This is a genomic window from Aurantivibrio plasticivorans, assembly GCF_055392955.1.
The window spans coordinates 591,640-616,704 of the sequence record NZ_AP036020.1 but is presented as its reverse complement, the minus strand read 5'-3'; the positions used below and the strand labels follow the sequence as shown (position 1 = coordinate 616,704).

Here is a 25,065-nt window from a genome sequence, read left to right as displayed (position 1 = left end):
ATCGTTTGATCTGTCCTTATTTTGGCAACATTAACCTGCCGAATAAGGCAGTCGCAACCTGTCCGCGACAAAGGGTTTGCTCAACGGTATGTTAGCCTTCCCAAGCAATCGATAAAATTTCCATCACATCCCCAGCAGACCTTATAGGCCGTGGGTTTGCTTTAACCACTTTGTGCTCAGCGCTAGCCTCAGCAATGGCAATTAATTGGTTTTTCGCGACGCCAACATCTGGTAACGCCGACGGTAGCCCTAGCGTTTTGACCAAGGAACGAACCAATACGGCGGCGGAATCCCCTCCTCCAAGGGCGGCGGCAACTGCACGTTGCCTTCCTTCATTGACTGACGAGTTCCACTCAAGCACGGCCGGCAACATGACACAAGAGGTATAGCCATGGGGAACACCACACTGAGCGCCCAGTGCATAGCCGATGCCGTGGCTTGCGCCGTGCCGCACCCGCCCCAAACCAGAGCAAGCTAACCACACAGCCTGCTGAAGCTGGCTACAAGCATCGCGGAAGTCAGTACCCGCAGCCTTTTGCGTAGGTAAGTACTCAGCAAACAAGCGTATTGCATGCAAGAACTGCCCCTCGAGGTATGGATAGACGTTGCTGGCACAGTAACCCTCAATAGCATGGTCGAGCGACCTTATGGCAGTCGATAGCCACAACCATTCTGGCGTACTTTCACCTACAGTAGGCGAATAGATTACGCCTTGCGGGCACAAAATCGCGTCACGGTACCCCTCCTTTGCACCGGTATCCGTGTTCAATGCACTAGCGGAATGACTAAATTCCGCTCCAGAAAGTGTCGTTGGTACTGCTAAAAAGCGAATCGGCCGAGCACGGGCCAGCGTCGATCCAGCCTTTGGCCCGCGAGAACCATCACTGAATTGGGCGTATTCTCGTAATTCAGCAACCGTTTCCACTTCCGTGTTCAACGCCAATTGAATAATTTTAGCCGCATCAATTACAGAGCCCCCGCCGATAGCTATCAACACATCCGCAGCAGACTGCTTGGCGAGAGTCACGCCGCTCCACACATTTTCATAAGGTGTATGAGCTTGAACGGACGGCAGCACGGCAACACAACGTTCACCAAGCTCCTTTTGAAAGACCGCTAAGGTGTCGCCTCCCAATCCACTTCCTCGAGACAGGCTGTTATTCGTAACAATCAATGCGCGACTGAGGCCAGCACCGTCTAACCACCGAGCAATAGCGTCGGCTGGGTTGTCAACCTGAGATACGAATTCGATGGGTAAATTTTGATGAATCATTGGCTGAATAAATCGTGTCATACCGAGAGTCTAGAGATGAAAAAGACTTTGTTCATAAACTGAATTGTATCATCGACAATTCGCACCGCTGCCATTTATGTAACCCGGCACAAATGATAAACTTCGCCGCCAGGTGCACCCTAGTGTGCAACGCCATCATCGCACATAATTGTCAATTTATATAAAACCCAAACTCAACGGAGAAAAACGGTGATTCGATACACTTTAGCAGGATGTACACTGTTACTTAGTAGCGCAATTTCACAAGCAGAAACATGGAGTGGCGAAGGAGAGCTTGGCTTTGTTCATGTCAGCGGCAACACATCATCAGAAACCTTCAACCTTGGGTTTAAGGTAGAAAAAAAATCCGATCCTTGGCTGCATCAACTCAAAGGCTCGGCCGTGAAAGCGGAATCCAAAGGTGCGGTCGATGCACAAAGTTATGCATTAGGCTGGAGAACAGAATATTTCTTTAGCGAGCGAACCTATGCTTTCGGTGATGTGCGTTACTTTGAAGACAAGTTTGATTCATTCGATGAGATTTACACCGTCGCTGCGGGTGTCGGTCACCTCTTCATTGACCGTGAAACGATGAAATGGAAACTCTCCGTGGGTGTCGGTTATAAAGACACATCAACCGAGCCCTACGATTCGACGCCTGATGCTCCGACGCCAACAATTGTCCCCTCTGAAGATATTAGTAGTGTTACCTACTTATTAGAATCTGAGTATAAGCACGATTTAAGCAAAACGACAAAATTCGAAAATTATACGCGTGCGGAACCTAATAAATACAATACGTTTGCGCAAAACGTATCGTCTTTGGCCGTAAAGATAAACTCATCGCTTGCATTGAAGCTTATCTATGATATTCGCTATAACACAGATCCAGAACCAGGTTTCCGTAATAGCGATCGTATTACTTCGATGAATGTCACCTACTCGTTCTAATCGTAATCACAAGCCAATGGCGGTAGCCACCTTGCTATCGCCATTTACTTTTCACTTCTCTCCAAAACAAATCTCACCTGACGCCCCCTCCCGCCAAGGCTTGTATTTCATCATCACCGATTGGAATAAAGTGGAATTTAGCAACTCATCTAACCAACGCTGCAAGTGCAGAAAATCTGCGCTATCGAACCAGCCTTTATCGACAAAGGCGCATTGACGGATAAATGGAAAAATAGCTATATCGGTCAGTGATGGATGTTGGCCGCAAAGGTAAAGACTATCGGCGAGTCTGCTGTTTAACTCAGAAAGAAATACCACTACCTTCGCACGGTAAAACTCCAACGAATGCTCAGGATAACGATCGGCATATTTATAGCGATCCAAGTGCGGCTTAAACTGGAGATCATTCTTCAGCACCAACTCTTTATCGTAATTTGACAGCCAATGATCGGGGTCGTTTTTGTGCAACGCCCACAACATCACATCAAGACTTTCATCAATCACGCCACCGTCTGGCAACACCAACACAGGAACCGTACCTTTGGGAGAAATATCTAGCATCGGACGTGGCTTGTTTTTTAGCTCCACCTCCCGCAAACAAACCGGAACGCCTGCGTAATTGAGCGCAATGCGCGCGCGAATCGCGTAAGGGCAACGTCGAAATGAATACAAAATGGGAATGTTGTGAAGCATAGCCTAAGGAAGCAGGTTAACGCGAAAAGGCTAGCAGCCTTTAGCGCTGAACTAAGCCCAGCGTTTGAAGATTAAGGAGGTATTGATGCCGCCAAATGCAAAGTTATTGCTCATCACATAATTAACATCCATCGAACGACATTCGTGTTGAACATAATCAAGTTCGCCACAATTTGGATCGACATTATTCAGATTGATGGTTGGATGGCACCACCCTTCGCGCATCATTTGAATCGCCACCATGGCCTCTAATGCACCACAGGCCCCAAGAGTATGCCCGGTATAGCTTTTAAATGAGCTGACTGGCACTTTGTTGCCAAAAATTCTCGCTGTTGCCTGCGACTCGGCAACATCTCCTCGATCTGTTGCGGTTCCATGAGCCGAAATATAGCCGATATCATCTGGGGCTAAACCCGCACTTTCCAAGGCTAACTCCATCGCACGCTGCATGGTAGCTGACTGCGGTTGTGTCACGTGCGTACCATCGGAGTTGCAACCAAATCCCACTAGCTCCGCGTAGATTGTTGCACCGCGCTGCTGCGCATGCTCCAACTCTTCGAGAATTAAAGTACCCGCTCCTTCGCCGATCACCAAACCATCACGATCAACATCAAAAGGCCGTGGTGTGAGATGCGGCGTATCGTTGGCTGTACTGGTTGCATATAACGTATCAAATACGGCAGCTTCCGTTGGGCACAACTCTTCACCGCCGCCGCCTACCATTAACTGTTGCATACCGTACTTGATCGCTTCATAAGCGTAACCAATCCCTTGACTACCTGAGGTACAGGCACTGGATGTGGTGTACACACGCCCTCGCAAACCAAAAAATACGCCAATATTGACGGGCGCAGTATGCCCCATCATTTTGATATAGGTATTGGCATTAATACCATCTGTCGAATGGTTAAGTAGCATGTTGCTAAATTCCATCACGGCATCAGTGGAACCTGTAGAAGAACCATAGGCTACACCCATACGACCATCTTTAATGATTTCATTTCCGAGAAGGCCTGCATCACTTAGCGCCAACTCTGTCGCGTGCGTCGCCATCATTGCAACACGCCCCATACTACGGGTCATTTTACGATTATAGTGCGCGGGTTTTTGCCAATCGCTTACAGCCCCCGCAAGGCGGGTATTCAGATCTGAATATTTATCCCAATCGGTAATATATTGAATGCCGGACTGTAAGTTTTTCAAATTGGTCGAAATCGTTTCCCAATCACATCCAATAGGAGAAATTCCTGCCATTCCGGTAACGACAACTCGTTTCATTAACACATACCACCATTTACAGAAATCACTTGCCGAGTAATGTACCCAGCATCTTCTGACAACAGGAAACTAACAGTCGCTGCTACCTCGTCTGGTTTTCCCATTCGACGCGCGGGGATCATCTTCATCGCTTCGTCTAGCACGACATCTTCAACCATATCAGTTTCGATTAAACCCGGGGCAACACAATTCACCGTAATCTGTCGTTTTGCCAATTCAAGCGCTAGCGCTTTCGTCGCACCAATGAGTCCGGCTTTCGATGCACTATAGTTCACTTGACCTCGATTCCCCATCACACCAGAAACAGAAGACAACACCACTATGCGGCCTGGTTTACGACGCCTCACCAACGGCATTGTTAGCGGGTTAAGAACATTAAAAAAGCCATCTAGATTTGTGTGAACAACACGATCCCATTCTTCCCCGGACATTGCTGGAAAAGCGTTATCCGCAGCCAACCCGGCATTACACACGACGCCGTAATAGGCACCATGCTCCTCGACATCTGCCAACAACGCTTCGCCTGCTTGCTTGCGGTCCGCGATATCAAATTGCAGTATACGTGCGCGTCGACCGAGCGCCGCGATTTCTTGCTGCACAGCCTGCGCCGCATTAAGACCACTACGACAATGAACCACAATATCATAGCCTTCATTTGCCAAGCGGAGCGCAATAGCTTTTCCAATACCGCGACTAGAGCCGGTTACCAATACTGATTTTTCCACACAACTTCCTAAAATTTTAACTAATTCCACTATCGCTAGATGGGTGACTCACCCGATAAAAATGCGTCAACATCATCCGGCTGAAATACGTTTAAGCTACTCTCTACGCGCGACTTATCATCACCATCGATCACACAATCAAAGACCCCGAGGCCATTATCAGCCTGAAAAGCCTGAGTGACTGTGATTCGCAACACCGAGCCATGCGTAAAAAATGCTGTCGAAGGTTGATATTTTCTCGCACCAACAAGAAAACCTACTTTGGCTGGTTCTCCTTTTTCATGCTGCTCAACACCCGCGTAAGCCGCAATTGCTTGCGCCATGTATTCAATGCCGACCCAGGAGGGAACACCATCTTCGACAGCAAATTGTGCATTCGGATGCACATCAACCTCGGCCACTATATGCTCTTCACCGTATTCAATAATGCGATCAAGAAGGCTCATTGAACGCCTGTGCGGTACTACAGCATCAATAGGATAAAGACTTGCAGGCTTTGAACTCATTGAACACGCTCCAACAAGACGGCAATGTTATTTCCACCGAATGCGAAGGAGTTACTCATTATCCGCTCAATGCTTGCCACGCGATTATTTTCGCGACTCACCAGCTTGATCGGGGGTATTGATTCATCCATCGCGCCGTCCCATCGATGCACCGGTAATTGTAATTTATTTGGTGACGAGATACCCAAGGTCTCTTGTTGCAATGTTAACCAACCGAATCCCGCCTCCACTGCGCCAGCCGCGCCTAACGTATGCCCGGTATAACCTTTGGTTGAACTGCATGGCAACTGACTACCAAATAGTTGGTTCACAGCCAAACCCTCCATGGAATCATTCAATGGGGTCGCAGTGCCATGCAAATTCAAGTAATCGAGCTCCGCAGCACTACAACCCGCATCGTCAAGCGCCTGCTGCATCGCTGCAATAGCACCTCGACCATCGGGCGCCGGTGCCGATATATGATGCGCATCAGAGGTTTCTCCAACTCCAGCGATTGTAACACTGGACTGACTAGCACCACGCTCACCCGTTACAACAAACAGCGCGGCACCTTCACCAATATTGATTCCGGATCGGTTGCGACTAAAGGGAACACATGGGCTTGCGCTTACCGAGTCGAGCGCACTAAAACCGTTAACTGTTAGTTTACAGAGAACATCGACGCCACCGGCAACCACAACATCGCAGATCCCATGACGAATTAATCGTCTCGCGCTTGCGAGTGCTTTGGCACTTGAGGAACACGCAGTTGATATATTAAAAGCGGGGCCATCGGCACCGATTTGTTCAGCCAAAAACTCTGCCGGGGCAGACATTTCCTGCAACTCATAAGAATAACTTTCTGGAAACTGCCCATTAGCGAAGTATTCACGCCAGGCCTCTTCACCTTCACGAATGCCGCTGGTACTCACGCCCAAAATTACGCCGATTTTAGCGGATGGCACGCCGGCTAATGCAGCATCAAGTGATAATTGAATTTGTGATAATGCAGCCAATAGCAGCTGATTACTGCGAGACTGTTGTGACGCTGGAAATTGTTGCAGTGAAGGCAAAGGCTCCTTAACAACACCGAGCGTTACTTCCGAACCAAACGTGAATTCTGAAGTACTCGATAAGCTGTCGCCATAACCTTGAAAAAGACGCTCAGCAATTTGTTGCTTGCCACTTCCTAAAGCGCAAACAATGCCTAAATCATCTAAATAAACTTGCCTTGTCATTACTCTAATGTATCTATAGTTATTTTTTGTCTAACGACGTTACACTCAAGAAAAAATCTACCCAATGATGCTGGACAAAAACCTCACTATCCTGCTCACTAACAGTAGAATCATTGTCAAGCCCCTGACAACCACCCGCCTCTCTTAAACTAACCGACAACACCAAACGACGCTGCAAAAATAATTGTCTACAACCTGCACTTACCCTTGCCTGCCAGGCGGAATGTCGATATCCGTTCTGCACACTGGACTCAGGCCAGTGCGCCAATTGCACTTGTGCTAATACATCTCTAGCAGGAAATGCATCAGGCATCAGCGGACTAAAGTCCTCTTCCAAGGTTTTACCGTCATAACTCAGTGTTAGCAGCCGCTGCCCTGTCGGCGTCAACCCCACGAAAATTAATTCGTCTTGATTAACCGTCCAAGCGGCGAGTAGAGTTTGCTTTTGGCCCTGAAATTCAACAATGACTCGCTGAGATCGCTGAACGGCGACTTGCTCATCACTACTTACAAATACTGTCTGTGCTGAAAAATAATCCGAAGGCGGCAACAGAGGCAAATCTGGTGGTTGGGAAAAACCAATAAACCAACTACTGCACCCCGACAAAATACTAATTGATAAAACTATGCCGATTGAACGCGACATATTTCCGCCAAAGTATTCATGCGGCGTTCACTTTCTTTAACATAGGGATTTTTATCATCCCAAGCATAACCAGCAAGAATGGAAGAAATCATCTCACGGATTTCTGTCGATTGATTTTTTGCAAAAATAATATCTTGAAAGCGACCGTCATACCAAGCGGTGACAAATGTTCGGAAAGTATCTACGCCCGCGCGCAAAGGTAACGCATAGTCTTCTTCCCAATCAACGAGCTCACCTTGCAGCTGCCTATCCAGGCATTTTACGGCGAGACTTGCCGACTTCATGGCAATTGTGACCCCGGAGGAAAACACTGGATCGAGGAATTCACCCGCATTACCCAGCAACGCAAAACCCTTACCCCATAAACTACTCACGTCAGCCGAATAACCCGTAATCTGGTTGACTGGCGTATCGAACTCAGCGTTGCGTAAAAGGTTTCTTAGATTCGGATCTTGCTCGACAATAGTTTGAAGACGACGTTTCGGATCCTCTGGCAGACCTTCATAAAATTCACTCTCGGCGACAACGCCAAGCGAACAACGACCATTGCTGAATGGAATCAACCAAAACCAGACATCTTTATGTTCCGGGTGGATCGTGATACGAATTTTATCGCGATCAAATTCAGAAGCGTCAATGTTATCTTGGATATGCGTAAACAAAGAAGTTCGTGAAGGAAAGCTACTGGGTTTTTCGAGTTTTAATAAACGCGGCAATACACGCCCAAAACCACTAGCATCCAATACAAAACGCGCAGACAACTGATAGGCATCGCCTTCTGCATCTTTTGCATGTATCACTGGATACTCGCCGCTATTATCAAGAGACGTCAATTCATGCCCCCATGATATTTGAACGCCTTTTTTATGCGCTTCTTCCGCTATGAGGTTATCAAACATCGCGCGCTGAACTTGAAATGTTGTTCCTGGGCCTTCTGAAAATTTTTGACGAAAATCGAAATCAGTGTAGCTATCACCACGTACAAATGCAGCACCATTTTTGAACTGAAAACCTAACCGGTCTGCGGCTTCATTGACAGCATCAAGCATCCCAGCCTCTTCAACAAATTGCATACACTGCGGTAGTAAACTTTCACCGATTGAAAAGCGAGGAAAGTATTGCTTCTCGATAATGTGTACGCTGTATCCTTTGTTCGCCAACATAGCCCCGGCAATACTGCCTGATGGGCCTGCACCGACAATCGCTACATCACAATCTACCGCTATGTTTTCCATATTCATGCTCATCTTTCAATTCAAATTAACGACTGGGGCACCCTGACAACACCATTCTGACCCTGCCAGCAGTTTACCATATTTGTCTTCTCTACTGCCGACACTAGGTGTTTGCCAATTCCTGTTCTGGCTTATCGACAAAACACGGGGTTAAAACCCATATACCGGCTAGGCTGACTAGCACAGTGATACCAAATTGGTGCAACACCGGGGTTTCACTTAACGCAAGAAACCCGAAAGCCATGACTGTAGTGAGTGACGACAACGTTACCGCGACCCAGGTGTGTGGACTGCGCCGACTTTCCCTGAGAAAGATACTGGCATCAAGACCAATTCCTAGCACCAACAACAACGCCAACAAGTTAAAGATATTCAAGGGTATACCGAGTGCACCGAACACCGCCAAGGTAATCAGACTCGCCAACCCAGGGGCAGCAACAATACGCCAAGCTTGACGAGTATAACGCCAAGACAATATGAGAAACACTATACCGTAAGCCGCAAACAACCAGAGTTGAAACTGCTGCCGGTGATAAGTGAGAACCGCTTCTAAAGCAGCAACGTTGTCAACGAACTCAACATGGGCATGCTGTTCAGCAAGAGTCGCAAGAGAAGCGACAGTATCTCGATCCTCTATACCCGCCAGCGTCACAATCATATGACTGATACCGTCAATTTCACCAAGCCAAAGCGGGCGCAGGGGCTGACTAACATCATGCTGGGACCAGTCTTCGAAGGTAAGCAGTTGTTGACGCGCCCCAGCGAAGGTGCGATTAAAATCATCGAGCAGTTGAGGTGTTCCAATTGCATCTAAAAAGTCGAATAGCAATCCGTCATTTATGTATACCTTTTCAGACTGCAACACTATATTTTGTTGCTGCGACTGCAAAGAAGGCAGCACTCGCGCTATGCTTTGAAAATCGTATAACGCACCAGCCTCTACCAACTCCTGAAGGGAAGGCATGAACGCTTCAGCATGCTGCAATACTTGCTCAGCATTGTTGCCACTGATTACGAAAAATTGGCTACCCGATATATCACCAGTCAATTGTTGAATTTTTCGATCTTCTGCAAGCAGCTCTACCGGCGATGTCTGTAATCTTAAAATCCCATCATCAACATCAATTTGACTAACACCCAGCACAGCTAGGAAAAAGACAGCTAGCAAACCCGCCCTAACGGGCCATACATCAATCGTTGGCCAGCGAAGCAGCAGACGGGTGATCCCCTGAATAATGAATGCGGGCATTTCACGATTTTCACTTTGTTTAACCTCTCTAAATGGTAACCAAGGAAACCAACTGACAACCGTTAACCAAGCACCCAACAGCCCACATACAGAAAACAAAGCCATCTGTCTTAAACCAGGAAATGGCGCTATACCCTGCGCAGCGTAAGCCAAGATACTTGACACCAAACCGAGGAATAGACCGGGGAAAATTAGCACTAACGTTCGCCTGGCACTAGCCCGAAAACTACCGCAGTAGTGATTGCTAGGCTCACGCTGAGCACACAAAAAATGTAGCGAGTAATCGATCGCAACGCCCACCAAGCTCGCACCGAACGCGAGCGTAATAATATGCAGTTGGGCAAACACGGCATTGGTGACAGCGAATGCAAATGTGCAACCCACAACGATTGGTAAAAACGCCAGAAGCAAATAACGGACGCGGCGAAAGACATAAAGCAACAGCAATGTCACACCTGCCAATGACCCTAGACCAATAGTCGACACTTCACGCTTTGCCAACTCTGCACCGTATGCCGCATGCTTTAGAATACCGGAAGTAATGACATCCGATGAAGGCGGGAGGTTATCCTTACCCCGTTGAATAGCCATAAAGACAGCTTGCTGATAACTCATATCAAACGGGCTTTGTGTTAGTTCAGCACTGACCATCCTATAATAGACTTCTTTACCATCTTGTTTGGTTTTCCGTGTCAGCCAATTGTCATTGATAGACAATGGTGTTTTAGGAGGGGCGTACATCTGCCAATCGAAAAAAAGCTGTAGTGGATCTGACTGAATATCTGGAGCAACGCTAGCCGCCATTGGGCTATATAGTCGAGCGACTGCACGAGATACTAACGCGCTAGCATCTTCTTTCCTGAGCAACGCTTGCGCTTCTGGGGTCAACAAACCATATCGATAGTCGTGATAAAAGCGCTGCCATTTAACGGCATTATCAACAGTCTGTTCAGCAACAATATTGTTGAATAATTCGCTTCGGCGAAGTGCCCGTGTGAAGTTCTCGGCCGCTGTAATACTATTTTCCCTGTCATTATCGACCACCAAAAACAGCATTCGAGTGCTAGCACTGTCAGTGAGCTGACGTTTCGCCAAGCGTACACTTTCTCGCTGCGTTGACTGCTCTTCTGGCAGCAACGCCATAATGCTAGTATCGAAAGTTTTGTAGGGTAATGTGAGAAGAATACTCAGTAGCGACAGCACAACACACAAAAACCAGAGCTGCGCTGCTCGGCGATGCGTTAAGACAGACAACAACCAATTAAAGTACTCGAACCGCATTCTTTACCTAATGACTATCAGCATACGTGACATCCAAATTAATTTCTGTGCGCTCCTGGTTGGGCTCAAACATGACGATCGACTCTACCACGCCACCTCCCTTTACCTGCAACCTATCGATTACCGTAGACCAAGACAGCTCCTTAGGCGTGAGTTGCACCGACCATCGACCTTCTTCGATACTCCCGGCAAGCACAAAATATTCTTGCAGGACTTCCCAGTTGGAGGACAGTATGCCTGTCAGGACTTGAGTAAGTGCGACGGTAATCGGCTGATTGGGGTCAATAGCCCAGAGTGTTTCACCATCCACTTGCTGTGATATACCCAAGTGATTGAAGTGTAATTCACTCGCAATGGGCTCTAACGTCTTCCAGAGCAAACCGCCATCTCGTGAGAAAGCAAACTCACCACTAGACCGCAAGGGATGAGGGAGCACCTCGATAAACTTCTTTTGAGTAAAAGAACCTTGCACATTCTCGGACACTTGCACAATAGCCTGCACCCGCTCTGCCAACACATCACCTTCAAATTGCTCGGCAGACAACGGCGCACCGATTAGAAGTAAGGCTAACAGCCATATCTTACAGGTAGTTTTATTCACGCTTCTTTCAGACCAAGCTTTTCGAGTAACACATCAGGTGATGCCATGCACATTTCACCCTCTTCCATGTTTACCGCAACTTGCACGGTATAGCCTTTTGTTACGCGCTTCCCCTCAGCATTTCGAATTTCGTAATCAATTTTCAAACGATTTTCCCACTCCACCAAGTAGGCGGTCACCGACACAACCTGACTAAACAATATCGAGCCGGGGTAGCGTACCCGCAGATCAATAACTGGCCAAGCATAACCAGACTCTTTCATCTGCGGGTAGTTGTAGTCGATTTTATCTAACAGAGCACAACGGGCAATTTCCAGGTAGCGAACATAATGCCCGTGCCAAACGACACCCATCATATCAACATCATGAAACGGCGCCTTGATCTCAACGGTTGCGCTAAGCAGAAAATCTTTAGGCATCGTACACGGCCCATTTTTGAGTTTGTATGAACTGAACTAATTGACGTAGCTCACCATCTAACCGTCGATCTTCAACAAGAAAATCTACACTTTCGCGCACGTCCGCCATGGTCTGCTTGATGCTTGCGCCTATTTGTTCAGATGCAATTTCGCCGCTATTCATCCGCAACTCAACGCCCTGCACAACCGCAAACAAACTCGCTGCCACCACTTGTTCGGTTAACTGCAAAACACGCAAACAATCTCTCGCCGCGATGGTACCCATACTTACCTTGTCTTGATTGTGACATTCCGTAGAGCGTGAAAAAACGCTGGCGGGCATGGTTAACTTGAGCGCCTCTGCAGTCCATGCCGACACGCCAATTTGTACTGCTTTAAGGCCATGATTAATGGACGCACGCGGACCTGACGCACCACTTAAATTGGCTGGCAATCCGTGATTAAATTTCCCATCGACAAGTTGAGCTAACTGGCGATCGAGTAAATCGGCAATATTGGCGATGATTGTTTTTAGTGTATCCATCGCCAATGCGATATGACCACCGTAAAAATGCCCACCATGCAAAACCTTCTCATTTTCGCCATCAATGATTGGATTGTCGTTTGCGCTATTTAACTCGTTTTCTATTAGCTGTCTTAACCACGGCAAGCTATCCGCAAGCACTCCGATAACTTGCGGTGCACATCGCAAAGAATAACGATCCTGCAAACGATCAGAATTTCGCGGCGCTTCACCACTGTGCAAGTCTTCACGTAGCCATTTCGCAATTTGCTGCTGCCCAGGGTGAGGTTTGACAGAAAAAAGCGTTTCATCAAAATGGTGCGCATTACCTTTACCGGCAATCACCGCCATTGCTGTGATTCTAGTTGATAACTGCATTAAGTATTCTGCTCGCTTGTAAGCTAAGCAGGCCATGGCTGTCATCACAGCCGTTCCGTTCATTACCGCCAAAGCTTCTTTCGGACGTAACACCAGTGGCTGTATCTTCAAGGAAGAAAATACTTCGGCGGTTTTTCTTATCTCGCCTTGATAGTAAACTTCGCGCTCACCGCACATAACCGCAGCAACATAAGATAGGGGCGTCAAATCGCCACTCGCGCCAACCGATCCCTCAGCTGGAATAACAGGGACTATATCGAGGCTGATTAAGCGCTCGAGCTGCTCAAGCAACTCAACGCTCACGCCGGAAACACCTTGTGATAAGGATGCTAAACGCGTCGCTAATACAGCGCGACCAACTTCCGGAGAAAGTAACTCACCCAAACCACAGCCGTGAAAAGTATACAGGTGCTTAGGCAGCTCTTTGGTTAACTCTTCGGCAACCGCGACAGTGCAAGAGTCACCATAACCTGTGGTAACACCGTATATAGAACCTTCTTCACGTAGCAACGTATCAACAAACTGAGCGCCTTTAGCGATACGCTCTCGAAACTCGGCAGAACCACCCAACGCAACCTTTTCGCGTTGTGCGGCAATGTCCGCCACGGCTTCAAGCGTCAACGGTTGGCCATCAAAAATAATCATTTACGAACTTCCTTAACTTTATTGAGGGACGCCTCTACGTCAGAGGTACGCCAAAAATCATAAAAATTAAACCATTGCATAGGATATTGTTTAGCATAATGCTCTAATCGGTCAGCATAGCGCTGTGCCCACTGCTGCAAATCTACATCGCGTGTTTTCCGAGACAACTTAATTGAATCGGCAAATTTTTCGATAACGACGCAGAAATGATCACCCTCTCGAACAAACATAACGAAATAAACCGGGCACCTCAACAAGGACGCCAATATGTAGGGACCTTCCGGCAAATACGCCGTTTCACCCATGAAGTTGACAGCTGCCTGGCGATCCCCGCCACCTACCGGGGTACGATCAGCAGCGATGACAACGGATTCACCTCTCTCCACACGTGCGTTCAAATCTATTGCTGTTCCAGGAGAAATACCCGTCACTTGCAACAGATTAAGCGCACTATTTTCGTCCATCTCGTTTAAAAGACTATTAAATTTTTCAGCATGCTTGGTATGAACAAGTATGTTAAGTTTGGCACGACGGTGCGAACCAGCTATCAAACGACCTGCTTCAACATTCCCAATATGGCACGTTAGCATTAGTCCACCGCGCCCACTTTCAATGTGTTTCAAAAAATCTTCCCGCGCACCGCCATGATACGAGACCGGCCCAGTCTTAATTTTGCCCGACCAAAGCGCCAATTTATCCAGCAAGCCAAAAGCGAATGACACAAAATGACGGAAACTCATCCAGTATTTTTTTACTGGCTTCTCACGCAATGACGGTATCACCTTGCACAAGAATTGAATTGATGCAGAACGTGCCTGCTTCTCAACAACAAAATAGAAAAACATGACCGGCAACAGTACGCACGAAAACACAAAACGTCCGAACACGCTGTACACCCACAGCAATATTTTCATGCCGCGCACATTGCTATTCTCTTCGATTTCGTCCCAAGCCTTATTGCTCACAAACTATGTCGCCGTAGTAGAGATTTTTCGCCAAATTAAACGAGGCAACCGAGCCAACATCCCGAAAAAAAGCCGGGTATGCATTTTAGTAATCAAGACATTGTCCTGAAATAATTGGAAGTGAGACACGCCATCCGCGGGATACCGGACATGAGTTTCGATATTAGTAACCTCTCCACCACGCCAAACCCAGCGAACCAGCAACTCGGGATCAAAATCCATTCGATTACCTAAAAATTCCTCATCAATTAGGCGACATACAGCCGCTAGCGGGTAAACGCGTAAACCACACATGGAATCTTTGATCTGCAAAGAGAGGGAATTGATGATCACCCAAATATGCGTCAAGTAGCGCGCATAAAACCGCACAGTGGGTACTGTTTCATCATACACAGGACAACCAGACACTATGATACTTGGCGATTTTTGCGCTACTGCTAAAAAAGACGGAAGATCATTTAGGTTATGTTGACCATCCGCATCAACCTGCAACGCATGACTATATCCGCGCATCCAGGCCTCACGAATCCCCGCTTTTACCGCGCCACCTTTACCACGATTTTCAGGCAGCGACACTAAAACGCAGTCAGCGTGTTTATCTGCAAGCTCTACTAAAACTTTTACGCATTCTGGCGAACTGCCATCATTCACAAGCACAATGGGCAAATGATGATTAAGCACACCTAACACAACGTTTTCGATAGCATGCTCATGATTATATACGGGAATAATGACGCAGGGGTTCCATAAGTCTTGCATTCTCACAACCCCATCATACAAACACGAATCGACCACTAGAATGTCGCCCGCTGTCCGACTCGAAACGAAAATGCAACTTCCCTTTCTCCGCCTCGTATCGAAGCGTCAAGCTCACACGCTGCTCCGGCACAATGACATTTTGAAATTTAATCGCTTCAAGGTGTGAAAATTTTCCCTGAAACTTAAAATGTCCACGGCCATAGTATTCCGCCCAGGTCAGCTGCACGACACCGGGTAAAACTGCCGCCTGATCAAAATGACCATCGAAATACACGAGATCTTTAGGGGCTTCAAAAACAATAACCCAGCTGTCATTTTCACTGTATTGTTCTACCAGGTTGGGATAACATTTGTCAGACATACTCTTTACTTTTCTTCAAACAACGCGAGCAGTGTGGCGCGAACTAATTTTCCCTGCGAGGTATAAGGCATGCGCTCACAATAGCGCCATCGACGAGGTAACACAGGACGATCAAACTGCTCAGCTAAAAAATTTTGCAACGTCTGATTAATATGACGCTTACCTTTTTGCGCTAGCATCTGCTGACCAGCGCTTGATAATTCAACAACTGCCCCGAGCTGAGTACGCCGCCCGTCGAGCAGCAGTAACTTACTGGCTTGAACCCACTCATGTTTCTTCAGGCGCAGCTCTACATCGGTTAGCGATACACGCTTGCCCTCTACCTTCACTATTGAATCGGCGCGGCCCTTCAATTGGAAGTGATTATGTTCATCTAAGACCGCCATGTCCGGCGTCACGTACCAACTATTTCGCAGCGCGGCTGGCAAATAAGGTGATTGAATAGACAAACATTGTGACGACGCATCGATTGAGACATCTATACCGGGAAAAGGCTGCCAAAACACATCGCTTGCTACCGACTGTTGACGCCACGCAATGCCTCCCGTCTCACTACTGCCAAAAACTTCATAAGGCGACAGTCCGAATTTTTCCCGACTATCTGCGCTACCTTCAGCTGGAAGCGGTGCTCCAGAACTGTATATTGCGACACATCGATCACGAATTTCTTGCCAGTCAGCATCAGGAATACGGGTCAAATGGGTTGGGCTAGAAATGAGTGCAATAATTTTATATTGAACAGCAATCCGCTGAACGTCTTCGAAAAACTCACAAATCTCTGGATAAAAGCGCAATCCCGCAGCCAAAGGTAAAAACACTCGGAATAACATGCCATAAATATGATGATGGGAAACTGTACCTAAGACGACCGCACCTTGAAGTGCATCACCCCAAACCCGGTAAAGGTTATGCACTTCACTATTGAGCTGACTAAGCTCTTTGCTTATCGCGCTCGGCTCTCCCGAAGAGCCCGAGGTAAAAACTTCCAGCACCATTTTACTTTCATCAAGCGTGACATTACCTGAATCGGGAATCGCCGAATCAACACCATCGGGCGTGCACTGCAGACAATCCACATCATTAAATTCACCGATAAAGGCATCGACTCGTTGACTAAGCTGCTTTGTCACTTCTGGCAGATTAGAGCCAGGCACACAAGCAACTTTTCCTTCCGCCCAAATCGCGTACAACATTGCTGAAAATTCAAATGAATCATCACAATATAACGCAACTCGGCTACCAGAAACGCCGCGAAGGCTTTTACGCCATTGAGCAACTCGCTTTTTCCAATCACCCCACGTTAGCATCATTTGGTCATGCTCAACCAAAGGATAATCTGCCGGTCTGTTAACACTTAACAGTGATTGCAATGGCGTATAGTTATTCATTGTCATATTTCATTACAAATTGACGAACCACCCACTCAATCGCAAACATGGCACCGAGCAGAAAGTATGAGATAAGCCCATTGTAGAGCGCCCACGTTTTGTCTGATGCAGCGACTGCGGTATAGAGTGCGATACTGCCATTACAAAAGAAAAACACGCACCAGACGACAGTCACTTTACGCATATAGTTGCGAGCATAATCACTAAATTGTTGCCCACCCATGGTTGCCAGGCGCTCAATCATGCTTTGGGGTGATTTTAGGCTCCAAGCAAAGGTAGCGAGCAAACTCAGATTCACCAACACGGGGTAGACCTTTAGCCCCATACTCGTATTGCCAACCCACGTCCAAGCAACGAGCACAGCCAATAGCGCCACCGCTCCCCACTGCATAAGCGGCCCCTGCTTATCGGTAAACAGTCTCACCGCAACAAAGAAAATAAGCAGGAGTATTAAAAAACGGGGGTCAAAGTGCTGCAAACCAAAGTAGATGGCAAACGGATAAAGAACCGTTAACACACCGACGAGAATACGCCAGATCACAATTATTCGTCTTCGAGCAGCTCAGCAACCGCATCAACTACGTCAGCGACAGTTCGAACATTTTTAAAATCATCAGGTTTGATTTTTTTTCCAGTGATTTTTTTCAGCTCAACAACCAAGTCGACAGCATCAATAGAGTCCACATCTAAATCAGAATAAAGATTAGCTTCCAACGTAACATCAGCCGGATCAATTTCGAAAAGCTCTTCTAATACACCGACAATTCTATTGTATATTTCAGTCTTGTCTTTCATTATTCAACCCGCACTTTGCTACTGTCGATTTTCTTCGACAAAGTTTTTCAAGCTATCCAAGCTCGCAAAATGTTTTTTGGTTTCTTCAGAATCAGACTCCAACTTAACACCGTATTTTTTCTGTAGCGCCAACCCTAATTCTAACGCATCGATCGAATCAAGCCCCAAGCCTTCAACGAACAATGGCTCGCTACTAACAATATCCTCTGGCGTTACATCTTCCAGATCTAATGAATCAATAATTAACTGCTTAAGCTCAAGCTCGAGGCTGCTCATTCAGTGATAACTCCTGTGTAAAATAGTTGTGCAAATACTTTGTTAAATTTCTCGCCGCCAATGATGCACTATTCTGACCTATTACATCAGCAACATGAATTGAGGGTCGAACCGTATAACTAAAATGCGGTTTAGTTTTCGGCACTCGGTACCAAGGCTCCCCCTTGGTTAGGGTAATTGGATCACAGCGCGAAACCACAGGCGCTATCGGTGCATTTGTTCGCACAGCGATGTTAGCCGCCCCACGACGAAGCTTTATTGGCTGGCCAGGGGTCGTTCGGGTACCTTCAGGGAATATGATCAAGCTATTGCCTCGCGCTAACGATGCAGCAGCTTCGACTATCACGCCCTCGGGGTCATCATTGGCGATGTAACCTGCCAGACCTATTGGAATTCGCGTAAACGGGTTGCGCTTTAACGCACCCTTCACTACACAATCGGCATTCGGTACAAAGGCAATCAAAAAAACCGTATCAATTAATGTTGGATGATTTGCCAGCACCAAATGCCCCGGGCGATTATACTGTGTCTTGTCGCCTATCTGGTAACTCAACACGCCCAAACCATGCATTATGCGAACAAAACTTCGCATTAGAAAACTCACGAAGGCCTTAGCTCGCCTTTCACGGGTTCGCTGATCTCGAGTAGACAGGTAGATAATTGGCGCAACCAATACCGGCATAATCACACCACCCAACCCAAACACGGAAAAAGACAGCCCTGTAGCAGCTATCCTCCACATCCTATTAAGCACTGCCCACATCCGCAGCTAAACCACTTTCGACCACTGCCAAGCATGACGCTTGCCAGCAAAACGCAGGTCACCTGCATTACCACTCAACAGAAACTTGATGAAGTGCATTGCCTGCGGGACTCCCTCCTCATCATCTACAGACTCGACTGACTGCAACTCAACGGTCAACCTGTTCGCTGGGGAATCCACTGGAAGCACGCTCGAAAGCACAAAGGCTGCCGCATAGGGAACACTCGGAGTAACGCAGTGAAATTCTGCCTGAGGGGGCTCATCGTAGATTACACACAACACCTCAGGGCACTGCTGCTCATCTAGAATCATTTGAGCTTCCAGCAAAGCAACACTGAGCCCTTCATCACCCGCAGCCAGTGCAGTAATACTGGACATATCTTTGCGTGCAATCGACGCAACACCACCAATCGCATTATGGACAGACAGGCTAAAATGAGTTGGTGACAGGTCTTCCTCGTCGGCCAACTGCTTAAGCAAAGTCACGGTGCGCCCAAGCTCCCCGTGGCGACTACAGAATACACTCGGTATTGCGACACCTTCTCCCATGAGTGGCCAAGCGACAGACAACGCCATTTTACCTAGCGAACTAAGACGACGGCGCAACATGGCTGGAATCGCACTGACGACGGGCGGCTCACCGAATTGAACCTCTTTTTCTCCCAAAGACCAGGCCTGCCAGTCCTCCAGAGTTTGCAAGCCAGGAGCCCAGGCCGCCCAGCGGCTAATTATTATATCTGCCACAAATACCCCAAATACCTGTGACTACTGAGAGCAGTATCGCAGCAGCCAGCACTTTAAAGGCGTACATTCTACCGGCTGCCAAGCGCTTAGCAACAGCACCCCACCAATGATTCTTAACCCTACACCCCTTGAACAGCATAGGGCACTTGTTAGAACATCTCGCCATAAATTAAATTAATAGCCACTACTTACAATATTCCACCGAGAGAGGAATTTCCATGCGCCGTTTAGTACCCGCCCTTGCACTACTATTAATAGCTGGCTGCTCCGAAGAAGCGGCTCAGCAAACACCTTACCGGCCGCATCTATCCATGATGGAATCAATGAACATCCTCCTCGACCCCGCCGCTGACGTTATTTGGGGTTCTGCTGGCTGGGATATTACAGCAGAAGGCGAGAAAGAGTTATGGCCAACCACCGAAGAGGGGTGGAACAACCTTGTCTACGCGTCTGCCGTGGTCACAGAAGCTGGAAACCTGTTAATGATTCCGGGCCGTATTGATGGTATTGATGGCCGAGGAGAGGATTGGACAGCCTATTCACAGGCGATCATCGATACCGGGTCAGCACTTATCACCGCCTCTCAGGAGCGTAACAAACAAGCCATCTTCGACTTAGGTGGACAGCTCTATCGAGTTTGCGTGGCTTGCCACACCCGCTATGCCTACGATGACGCCGACGAATAAACACCGTGAAATATCTAAAGCCACTAAGCAATGCAGGTCTCACCTCACTTCTGACACTACTGACATGCAGCGCACTCGCCCACAATATCTCAGATAGCAACGCTCAATTTGTGGAAGGAGTGGAGGGTGCTGCGATTGCACCCTTCCTATACCTAGGTGCAAAACACATGGTGACCGGCTACGACCACTTGCTGTTCTTAGTGGGTGTCGTATTTTTCCTGTATCGATTAAGGGATGTTGTCATTTACGTAACACTCTTTACCCTTGGGCACAGCGCAACGTTGCTACTGGGTGTACTTGGCGGACTAAACGTTAACGCATATCTCATCGATGCCATTATCGGCCTGTCAGTAGTGTATAAAGCATTTGAAAATATGGGCGGGTTTCGACGCCTTATGGGTGTCAACCCCAACACCAAAGTTGCTGTAGGCATATTTGGGTTATTTCATGGACTAGGTCTTGCGACAAAAATTCAAGAGTTTGAACTAAGCGATAACGGACTGATTGCAAACATCATTAGTTTTAACCTGGGCGTTGAAATCGGGCAAATGTTGGCCCTATCCGCTATTCTATTGCTGTTGTTTCGCTGGCGACAAAGCCAACACTTCAACAAGCATGCATTTCTCGCGAACTCAGTATTAATGACCGGCGGCTTTCTCTTGACCGGCTACCAACTTGTCGGTTTTTGGTTGTATTAACACTCCCTAACCAACAATTACAAAACCCCACCAGCAGGAACAGATCATTGCAATGAACACTGAGTTAAATCAAAAAAACTCGCCTAACCGGCATATAGTATTTGCTACCATAGCGTCCTCAATTGTTGCAGGCACTATTTTAATGACTGCCATTTTACCGGCAGAATTTAATATAGATCCCTTAGGCACTGGAAAGCTTTTGGGTATAACAGGAATGTCAGAAGAGCAAAACGTTGGCGTTCTTCATACTCAAGAAAAACCTGCTAGTGAAGATGTTTTTGAATTTACGCTAGCGCCATTCGAATCGCTAGAATACAAGTACCGTCTTGAAGAAGGTGCTACTTTATTGTTCGAGTGGTCCGGGACAGATCAGCTAAAATTTGATTTACATGCAGAGAAAGATGGCGTGGACCCAATGGAATACTCTCCATCATTTGACCAGCGTCAAAGTAACGGAGAACAGGGTTCTTATACTGCACCATTTTCTGGACTTCACGGCTGGTATTGGGAAAATCGCACATTGAATGATGTGACACTCAAATTAGAAACGACCGGCTTTTTTAGCAAGGCAATTGAGTTTAGAGAAAACTACAAAAACGAAAAAACGTTTTAATTTTTCAAAGCTGCAATATAAGCAGTCACTTCCATTACAGGAGAAACCATAACGTGATCAACCAACTACTTTTTGACTTTTCAACCTGGCTGGAGTCTCACCCCAGCAGCGAGTCGATACACAGCTCCTTTTACTTATGGAACTGGATCGAGTCCACCCATGTTCTCATGCTAATGGTTTCATTGGGCAGCCTGTTTATTATCGACCTGCGAATGATTGGCGTAGGTTTTACCAACATTCGCGCTTCAAGTGTCGCTGATCGCCTAGCAAAACCGATGTTCATTGGTTTCGCTTTTATGATCGTCACCGGCCTTATTCTGTATTACGCGAACGCAGTTCACGAAACACAAACTATTTGGTTCCGCATCAAAATTGTGTTGCTTTTCGCGGCCGCCATTAATGCTTGGTTATTCCATCGCGCACTGAGCAACTCTGTTGATTCTTGGGATAGCGACCCAACCCCACCAAAGCGCATACGCGTTGGCGCAGGGATTTCACTTGGCCTATGGATTGTGATTGTCATCATGGGACGCTTGATGGCCTATGACTGGTTTGACTGCACTAACCCTCAAGGTCCGTTTATGACCTGGTTAGTTGGCTGCGATCTACATTAATCCGATTACGAATAATTACTGACAGATTTTTAGGAGTTCCCAATGGAGCTATTACCTTTTTTCGAATGGTTAGAAACCTCATTATTAGGCCAAGCGGCTAAATCATACGGCGGACTGTATGCGATGTTCCAAAGCGCGCACTTGTTAGCCATGGCATTACTTGGAGGCTGCGTTCTTATCACTGACCTCCGAATCATGAATATCGCGATGACAGACACACCTGCCCGCGCAGTTGTCGACGGCGCGCACAAGTGGTTTAAAGTTGGCTTGATCATTATTCTGGCCACAGGCGTATTTATGCTCGCCGGTGTTGCTACTAAGTGTTATCACAACGCCGCCTATTGGGCAAAAATGGCCGCTTTATTTTCAGGCATTTTATTTGTTTTCTTGGTCAAGCAACCCTTGCTTAAATACGACCTAGAACAGATTAAACCTTGGGTATTAAAGTCTGTTGGCATCAGCTCACTACTGATTTGGTTTACAGTCGCCGCAGCCGGACGCTGGATTGGTTTTTCATAAGTGCCACGAAGCAAATATTTCACAGATTTTTTGATTAATGGAGGACACTATGTCTGACAACAACCTCGCTCAAAAGCAAACAATTGCGGGCGCTAGTTCGCTGGCTATCATCACTGCTAGCATCATTTACTGGGCATTCCAAGTACACAACTGTTATGAGATGCTATTGCTGGCTTATGGCTGATTAGTCCATTTGCAAAGTGCTAAAAGCCACCTTCGGGTGGTTTTTTTATGGGCGTAAACAAAGCAAATAGAGTTTATATAGACCGGCAAATTCTGGGTTGCAGGCTCACAGATATTTTGTCAGCAATGGATTTACTTAAACCAAGTAAACGCCCCTAAAACGAAAACCATGACTCATAGGGCAGCCCTCGTAAAGTATTTCCACACCCACAACCCGCAAACATGCGCACGCCCCAATATCATCATAGCGAAATGCAACACCCCTCAACAAAACTCGCTTCGCTATTCCGCCCACAAAAAAGCCCGCACTAGGCGGGCTTAGAATAAAATTTAAAAAGGGAAGAATGAAATTATTTCTTCAAGCCTTCCGCGCCATCATCTGGAGCACCAGTACCTGATGAACCCATGAAGACTTTCTCGCCATTTGCAAGCGTGATATCTCGACCATTCGCTTTACATTTTGGCTCGCACGCACGGTCTTTACTTTGGTAACCGCGAACAATTACATCAGTACCAATTGGCAACGAACGCTTAGTAATACCGTTGCGAAGCAAAGTGTTAGGTGTACCACCTTCAACCATCCAATCAGTCTCAGTACCGTCTTCGTCAACGGCCTTCACATGAATCCATGAATGTGGGTTGATGAATTGAACGCGCGTTACTTTACCTTTCAATAAAACCGGCGCGTTCGCGTCGAATTCTGCCGCGAAAGCGTGGTGAGCATTAACCTGACTAACACCATAGATAGCCGCTAATGAAGCTGCTGCTGCAGCAAGAGCAAGTTTGATTTTCATGAGTGTTACCTCTATTTGAGTCTATATTCTGTTCGATCTTGTGGTAGTTTCACTATGACAGATATTACCGTGCCATATTTAGACCTAGATCAATCCAAAGGGTTCTTTCTTAGGTGGCCATACATTAGCTCTTCGACAAACTCGACACACTTAAATTGTTGAAGTTGAGCATCTTTACCCGCCATTTTGTAAATGGTGGTTTTTATCGTCCAAGGCTTGGTAAAAACCTCTGGGTTCTCAATGGTCGCTTCATAATCCATGGTGTTTGGCCCGGTTTGGGTAAAACGCTCAACGACTGTTGCACCATAACCAATGTAGTTGCCAGATCGATCCAACCAAGTTTCACCGTTTTGGTCGGTTACCGTAATAACCAAGGTGTCACCATCCCACTTTGCCCAAGACTGCCCCATCCAAGAATCAATAGGTGCCGGACCTGGATCTTCCAATACGACGTTGCGAACCGCACCAGCGTACTCATAAGCAAAGAATAGCGCATCTTCATTGTGGAAGATTTGAAAGCTGTACGGCATATAATTAGCGCGAGGAATACCCGGAAGGTAACATTTTACCTCTGGATCCTTTTCTAAGAAGTTAGCCGCATTATCATCGCGAACTTTAAGCGCTTCAGGCTTGTATGGGATCTTGCCGCCTTCAACAATACCAAGGCTTGCAGGAACAGACCCAACAGAACCTAAAGCCACAACGGCCTTTGCGGGCACTGGCACAAAAGGACCTTCACGGAGCTGCATCGCAGCACGCGCTGAATGAGGCTCAATATCGTAGTTGGCTCGTCCAGTAGCCTGCCAAACGCCGTTAAAATCCGGCTTGCCATTCGCAAGGCGCTTGGGCTCATAGTCTTCAGCAAACGCTGAGGACGCAGAAAGTAGCGCCGCGGAGACTAAACCCGCTACAAATAATCCAGTTCGGATACCTTGGTTGACCATATGCATTCTCTCTTGTGGCTAAATCTGTGAATGTGCGTTTAATTATCAATATGCGTTGTTATGACTTCGAATAAATCAGTAGTATCAGTGAAATATTCCCCATCTTTCTCTAACAGCTCATCACCTAGACCCAAAATAGTCAGGCAAGCTGCCCGAAATTCAATGGAGAAAAGACTGCTCTCGACGCTCAGTGGCGGAGATGTTATCGAATCACTGAATATTTCGCAAAGCGGAACCCCCCTGAACAACACTACTTAACCCAAGTGTAACTATCCCATACAATGGCCGTTTATTTATGCTTGCCAAGAAACCACGCCAAACACGTAAATTAGTGTATTTACCCGATGTTTCGGCGATAACCAGC

The 25,065-nt window shown here is 47.1% G+C and carries 30 protein-coding genes; 7 read left to right on the top strand and 23 right to left on the bottom strand.

The annotated features are described in order from the left end of the window. Nucleotides 1-91: 91 nt before the first annotated feature. A complete protein-coding gene (locus tag ACZ5NB_RS02815; protein ID WP_460231337.1) occupies nucleotides 92-1,294 on the bottom strand; it encodes an iron-containing alcohol dehydrogenase in 1,203 nt (400 codons plus the stop codon). A 189-nt stretch (nucleotides 1,295-1,483) separates the two neighbouring features. On the opposite strand from ACZ5NB_RS02815, the gene ACZ5NB_RS02810 reads away from it, so the two are divergent. Continuing rightward, the gene (locus tag ACZ5NB_RS02810) at nucleotides 1,484-2,224 is read left to right on the top strand and encodes a DUF481 domain-containing protein (RefSeq protein WP_460231336.1); all 741 of its coding nucleotides are present in this window, start codon (nucleotides 1,484-1,486) and stop codon (nucleotides 2,222-2,224) included. Between the two features lie 51 nt (nucleotides 2,225-2,275). Here the strand turns inward: ACZ5NB_RS02810 and ACZ5NB_RS02805 are convergent, their stop codons facing one another. The 20 genes from ACZ5NB_RS02805 to ACZ5NB_RS02710 form a co-directional block, all read right to left on the bottom strand. Further along, a complete protein-coding gene (locus ACZ5NB_RS02805; protein WP_460231335.1) occupies nucleotides 2,276-2,917 on the bottom strand; it encodes a glutathione S-transferase in 642 nt (213 codons plus the stop codon). Between the two features lie 51 nt (nucleotides 2,918-2,968). Beyond that, nucleotides 2,969-4,195 (bottom strand): beta-ketoacyl-ACP synthase, encoded by a 1,227-nt coding sequence (locus ACZ5NB_RS02800; protein ID WP_460231334.1) that lies wholly within the window; start codon nucleotides 4,193-4,195, stop codon nucleotides 2,969-2,971. Beyond that, nucleotides 4,195-4,920 carry a 3-oxoacyl-ACP reductase FabG gene (gene fabG / locus ACZ5NB_RS02795; RefSeq protein ID WP_460231333.1) on the bottom strand — a complete coding sequence of 242 codons (726 nt, stop codon included), beginning with the start codon at nucleotides 4,918-4,920 and terminating at the stop codon, nucleotides 4,195-4,197. The genes ACZ5NB_RS02800 and fabG overlap by 1 nt, the downstream gene beginning before the upstream one ends. A 35-nt stretch (nucleotides 4,921-4,955) precedes the next feature. Then, a complete protein-coding gene (locus tag ACZ5NB_RS02790; RefSeq protein ID WP_460231332.1) occupies nucleotides 4,956-5,426 on the bottom strand; it encodes a hotdog family protein in 471 nt (156 codons plus the stop codon). Then, a complete protein-coding gene (locus ACZ5NB_RS02785) occupies nucleotides 5,423-6,643 on the bottom strand; it encodes a beta-ketoacyl-ACP synthase (protein ID WP_460231331.1) in 1,221 nt (406 codons plus the stop codon). The genes ACZ5NB_RS02790 and ACZ5NB_RS02785 overlap by 4 nt, the downstream gene beginning before the upstream one ends. 19 nt (nucleotides 6,644-6,662) lie before the next feature. Then, the gene (locus tag ACZ5NB_RS02780) at nucleotides 6,663-7,289 is read right to left on the bottom strand and encodes a DUF3261 domain-containing protein (RefSeq protein ID WP_460231330.1); all 627 of its coding nucleotides are present in this window, start codon (nucleotides 7,287-7,289) and stop codon (nucleotides 6,663-6,665) included. Beyond that, entirely contained in the window at nucleotides 7,268-8,536 is a 1,269-nt protein-coding gene (locus ACZ5NB_RS02775; protein WP_460231329.1) for an NAD(P)/FAD-dependent oxidoreductase, read from the bottom strand. The genes ACZ5NB_RS02780 and ACZ5NB_RS02775 overlap by 22 nt, the downstream gene beginning before the upstream one ends. A 91-nt stretch (nucleotides 8,537-8,627) precedes the next feature. Continuing rightward, the gene (locus ACZ5NB_RS02770) at nucleotides 8,628-11,054 is read right to left on the bottom strand and encodes an MMPL family transporter (protein WP_460231328.1); all 2,427 of its coding nucleotides are present in this window, start codon (nucleotides 11,052-11,054) and stop codon (nucleotides 8,628-8,630) included. 7 nt (nucleotides 11,055-11,061) lie between these two features. Continuing rightward, on the bottom strand, nucleotides 11,062-11,655 hold the full coding sequence (locus ACZ5NB_RS02765; RefSeq protein ID WP_460231327.1) for a LolA family protein: 594 nt from the start codon (nucleotides 11,653-11,655) through the stop codon (nucleotides 11,062-11,064). After that, on the bottom strand, nucleotides 11,652-12,074 hold the full coding sequence (locus ACZ5NB_RS02760; RefSeq protein WP_460231326.1) for an acyl-CoA thioesterase: 423 nt from the start codon (nucleotides 12,072-12,074) through the stop codon (nucleotides 11,652-11,654). The genes ACZ5NB_RS02765 and ACZ5NB_RS02760 overlap by 4 nt, the downstream gene beginning before the upstream one ends. After that, complete coding sequence (locus tag ACZ5NB_RS02755; RefSeq protein WP_460231325.1) at nucleotides 12,067-13,599, bottom strand: HAL/PAL/TAL family ammonia-lyase; 1,533 nt, start codon at nucleotides 13,597-13,599, stop codon at nucleotides 12,067-12,069. The genes ACZ5NB_RS02760 and ACZ5NB_RS02755 overlap by 8 nt, the downstream gene beginning before the upstream one ends. After that, the gene (locus ACZ5NB_RS02750; protein WP_460231324.1) at nucleotides 13,596-14,564 is read right to left on the bottom strand and encodes an LpxL/LpxP family acyltransferase; all 969 of its coding nucleotides are present in this window, start codon (nucleotides 14,562-14,564) and stop codon (nucleotides 13,596-13,598) included. Before ACZ5NB_RS02750 ends, ACZ5NB_RS02755 begins: the two co-directional genes overlap by 4 nt. A gap of 3 nt (nucleotides 14,565-14,567) precedes the next feature. Further along, nucleotides 14,568-15,323: a glycosyltransferase family 2 protein gene (locus ACZ5NB_RS02745; protein ID WP_460231323.1), complete on the bottom strand. Its 756-nt coding sequence runs from the start codon at nucleotides 15,321-15,323 to the stop codon at nucleotides 14,568-14,570. A 13-nt stretch (nucleotides 15,324-15,336) separates the two neighbouring features. Next, on the bottom strand, nucleotides 15,337-15,684 hold the full coding sequence (locus tag ACZ5NB_RS02740; RefSeq protein ID WP_460231322.1) for an ApeI family dehydratase: 348 nt from the start codon (nucleotides 15,682-15,684) through the stop codon (nucleotides 15,337-15,339). Nucleotides 15,685-15,689: 5 nt separating this feature from the next. After that, the gene (locus ACZ5NB_RS02735) at nucleotides 15,690-17,072 is read right to left on the bottom strand and encodes an AMP-binding protein (RefSeq protein WP_460231321.1); all 1,383 of its coding nucleotides are present in this window, start codon (nucleotides 17,070-17,072) and stop codon (nucleotides 15,690-15,692) included. Then, on the bottom strand, nucleotides 17,065-17,613 hold the full coding sequence (locus ACZ5NB_RS02730; RefSeq protein WP_460231320.1) for a COG4648 family protein: 549 nt from the start codon (nucleotides 17,611-17,613) through the stop codon (nucleotides 17,065-17,067). The genes ACZ5NB_RS02735 and ACZ5NB_RS02730 overlap by 8 nt, the downstream gene beginning before the upstream one ends. A gap of 2 nt (nucleotides 17,614-17,615) precedes the next feature. Continuing rightward, nucleotides 17,616-17,867 (bottom strand): acyl carrier protein, encoded by a 252-nt coding sequence (locus ACZ5NB_RS02725; protein WP_460231319.1) that lies wholly within the window; start codon nucleotides 17,865-17,867, stop codon nucleotides 17,616-17,618. An 18-nt stretch (nucleotides 17,868-17,885) separates the two neighbouring features. Continuing rightward, nucleotides 17,886-18,143, bottom strand: coding sequence for a phosphopantetheine-binding protein (locus ACZ5NB_RS02720; RefSeq protein WP_460231318.1), 258 nt, complete (start codon nucleotides 18,141-18,143; stop codon nucleotides 17,886-17,888). Continuing rightward, nucleotides 18,124-18,897 carry a lysophospholipid acyltransferase family protein gene (locus ACZ5NB_RS02715; protein WP_464107825.1) on the bottom strand — a complete coding sequence of 258 codons (774 nt, stop codon included), beginning with the start codon at nucleotides 18,895-18,897 and terminating at the stop codon, nucleotides 18,124-18,126. The genes ACZ5NB_RS02720 and ACZ5NB_RS02715 overlap by 20 nt, the downstream gene beginning before the upstream one ends. Before the next feature lie 15 nt (nucleotides 18,898-18,912). Next, a complete protein-coding gene (locus ACZ5NB_RS02710; RefSeq protein WP_460231316.1) occupies nucleotides 18,913-19,650 on the bottom strand; it encodes a beta-ketoacyl synthase chain length factor in 738 nt (245 codons plus the stop codon). Between the two features lie 218 nt (nucleotides 19,651-19,868). Between ACZ5NB_RS02710 and ACZ5NB_RS02705 the strand changes: the two genes are divergently transcribed. Genes ACZ5NB_RS02705 through ACZ5NB_RS02680 form a run of 6 tightly spaced genes read left to right on the top strand, consistent with a single transcriptional unit; the run spans nucleotide 19,869 to nucleotide 22,964 of the window. Next, nucleotides 19,869-20,336, top strand: coding sequence for a hypothetical protein (locus tag ACZ5NB_RS02705; protein ID WP_460231315.1), 468 nt, complete (start codon nucleotides 19,869-19,871; stop codon nucleotides 20,334-20,336). A 5-nt stretch (nucleotides 20,337-20,341) separates the two neighbouring features. After that, nucleotides 20,342-21,034: a HupE/UreJ family protein gene (locus ACZ5NB_RS02700; RefSeq protein ID WP_460231314.1), complete on the top strand. Its 693-nt coding sequence runs from the start codon at nucleotides 20,342-20,344 to the stop codon at nucleotides 21,032-21,034. Between the two features lie 52 nt (nucleotides 21,035-21,086). Further along, entirely contained in the window at nucleotides 21,087-21,647 is a 561-nt protein-coding gene (locus ACZ5NB_RS02695) for a hypothetical protein (protein WP_460231313.1), read from the top strand. A gap of 53 nt (nucleotides 21,648-21,700) precedes the next feature. Further along, entirely contained in the window at nucleotides 21,701-22,261 is a 561-nt protein-coding gene (locus tag ACZ5NB_RS02690; RefSeq protein WP_460231312.1) for a DUF6644 family protein, read from the top strand. 42 nt (nucleotides 22,262-22,303) lie between these two features. Then, nucleotides 22,304-22,780, top strand: a complete 477-nt coding sequence (locus ACZ5NB_RS02685) for a DUF6644 family protein (protein ID WP_460231311.1) — start codon at nucleotides 22,304-22,306, stop codon at nucleotides 22,778-22,780. 49 nt (nucleotides 22,781-22,829) lie between these two features. Further along, entirely contained in the window at nucleotides 22,830-22,964 is a 135-nt protein-coding gene (locus tag ACZ5NB_RS02680; protein WP_460231310.1) for a hypothetical protein, read from the top strand. Nucleotides 22,965-23,313: 349 nt separating this feature from the next. Here ACZ5NB_RS02680 and ACZ5NB_RS02675 read toward each other — a convergent pair whose 3' ends face one another. Beyond that, nucleotides 23,314-23,757 (bottom strand): DUF6152 family protein, encoded by a 444-nt coding sequence (locus ACZ5NB_RS02675; protein ID WP_460231309.1) that lies wholly within the window; start codon nucleotides 23,755-23,757, stop codon nucleotides 23,314-23,316. 89 nt (nucleotides 23,758-23,846) lie between these two features. Next, the gene (locus ACZ5NB_RS02670) at nucleotides 23,847-24,701 is read right to left on the bottom strand and encodes a hypothetical protein (RefSeq protein ID WP_460231308.1); all 855 of its coding nucleotides are present in this window, start codon (nucleotides 24,699-24,701) and stop codon (nucleotides 23,847-23,849) included. Nucleotides 24,702-25,065: the final 364 nt, after the last annotated feature.